At 46.0% G+C, this 1,666-nt stretch carries 1 protein-coding gene; it reads left to right on the top strand.

Annotated features, from left to right (window positions below):
• On the top strand, positions 1–1,666 hold a 1,666-nt coding region (locus tag HT711_RS10945; RefSeq protein WP_173250147.1), incomplete at both ends, for an FIVAR domain-containing protein.

Genomic DNA, 1,666 nt, shown 5'->3' with positions numbered 1-1,666 from the left:
CAGCGAAAGAAAAAGTAACGGCAGCTCAAGGTAAGTTGGACAAAGCGAAAGAGAAGTTAGTCGATAAAGCAGACAAGACAGCTCTAACGCAAGCGAATAATGCCTTAGGAAGCGAAATCACAAGTGCACCAGACACAGCTGACAAGCCAGCAAGCAAAGTGACTGCATATGACGAAGCTAAGAAAGCAGCAGAAGCAGCTAAGACAGCAGCGCAAGAAGTGATCAACAACGACAATGCGACACCAGCAGCCGTCCAAGCAGAGATTACGAAAGTAAACGCAGCCAAAGACGCGTTGAAGAAAGCAGAAGATGCCGTAACCGCCGCAGCTACAGAAACAGCGAAAGCTAAATTAGCAGAAGACAAAGCTAAGTTAGATGAAGTGGTAAATACAGATGGTAAGACACCAGAAAGTATTACAGCTTACGAAGCTGCTAAGAAAGAAGCAGAAGATGCCGTAACAGCAGCTAAGCAAGCAGCAACAGATGCATTAGCTAAAGGTGACGATGCGACAGCGGCTGAAGTTCAAGCAGCGAAAGAAAAAGTAACCGCAGCTCAAGGTAAGTTGGACAAAGCGAAAGAGAAGTTAGTCGATAAAGCAGACAAGACAGCTCTAACGCAAGCTAAAGAGGACTTGGAAGCAGCCCTTACTCCAGGAGCATCAACATCTGGTAAGACAGAAGCAAGTAAGAAAGCTTATGAAGACGCGAAGACAAAAGCTAACGCAGCAGTAACCGAAGCTGAAAAAGTGATTGCCAACGCGAACGCAACGGAACAAGACGTAGCGGATGCGAAAGCGAAAGTTGATGAAGCGAAGAAAGAACTTGATAAAGCCAAAGAAGGCTTGGTAGATAAACCAACTTCTGTACCAAGTAATGATGACAACACTAACAATAGTGCTAACACCAACAACGGTGCTAATACCGACAATAGCAGTAACAGCAATACTAGTGGCGACACTAACAATAGTGCTAACACGAACAACGGCGGTACTACCACCCCTGCTGACAGCAATAGCGATAGTGTGACACCAGATAACAGTGCCAACACTCCAGCCCCTAGTGTGACGACAGACGATAGTAGCAACACCACCCCTGCTACTCCATCATCTACTGTTGGACAGGCTCAAGCAAGTACTCCAGCTCAAGAAACACCAGTTTCTACATCTACTTCAAACAATTCAGGCACTCCAGTGACTCCTAGTGAGACTCGTTCTGTTGACAAGTCTGAACTTGCTCGATTGGTTGAAGAACTGGAAACTCGTTTGAAAGACTTGGATGGTATTGATCAATCTGTCATCGACGCTGCTAAGGTCATTCTTGGAGAGGGTCAAGCAGCCCTTAGAAATACTGACTTGACAGAAGCAGGATTGAGAGAGATGACTGCTAAGGTCAAAGAAGCACTCGAATCCTTGAGAGGCAAGCAAGCGACTAAGGATGAAGAGGAAATGCAAGAAACAAGCAAAGAGCAAGATCATCTTCCATATGGTACGATGATTGGTAGCCTGCTCGCCCTTCTTGGTCTCCTTCTATTCCTCATCGCGCGTCGTAAGAAAGAGTCAGAACTCAAGAAGTTGACCAAGGAATTGACTAAGGTTCTGCAAGAAAGCGACCTTACAAGTGTAGATGCGAAAGTTCTCGACCAAGCACGAGAAGCTCTCGCTCAAGC

The sequence above is a fragment of the Streptococcus sp. 1032 genome (assembly GCF_013277015.1).
GTDB lineage: Bacteria > Bacillota > Bacilli > Lactobacillales > Streptococcaceae > Streptococcus.
The sequence above is the reverse complement of the archived record's forward strand: the minus strand, read 5'-3'. Positions and strand labels throughout refer to the sequence as shown.